Consider the following 445-nt stretch of genomic DNA (forward strand, 5'->3'; position numbering starts at 1 on the left):
GGGCCTCCTCGGGCCGGGAGGGCAGGGCGGTCGGCTGCCCGAGCTGGAGGGTGGGGTCGGTGGTCTCAATGCTCATGGGCGGCTCTATACGCCGAGGCCCGCGCCAAGACACGCGGCCGCCCGCGGCACCTTGCCCAAGGGCCGGCCTTGGCGGATAAGCCCCGCGCGCGCCGTTCCCGGAGGATGCTTCATGACCGCGATCACCAACATCGCCGCCCGCGAGATCCTCGACAGCCGCGGCAACCCGACCGTCGAGGTCGACGTGCTCCTCGAGGACGGCTCCTTCGGCCGCGCGGCGGTGCCGTCCGGCGCCTCGACCGGCGCCCACGAGGCGATGGAGCTGCGCGACGGCGACAAGGCGCGCTTCGGCGGCAAGGGCGTGCGCAAAGCCGTCGAGGCGGTTAGCCGGGAGATCCTCGACGCGGTCGGCGGCATGGACGCGGAG

The 445-nt window shown here is 73.9% G+C and carries 1 pseudogene; it reads left to right on the top strand.

From position 1 onward, the window contains the following. Nucleotides 1–190 precede the first annotated feature (190 nt). Nucleotides 191–445, top strand: a pseudogene (eno, locus tag O7A05_RS34180) (phosphopyruvate hydratase); the annotation flags it as partial.

The sequence above is a fragment of the Mesorhizobium argentiipisi (SeqCode) genome (genome assembly GCF_037179585.1).
GTDB lineage: Bacteria > Pseudomonadota > Alphaproteobacteria > Rhizobiales > Rhizobiaceae > Mesorhizobium > Mesorhizobium argentiipisi.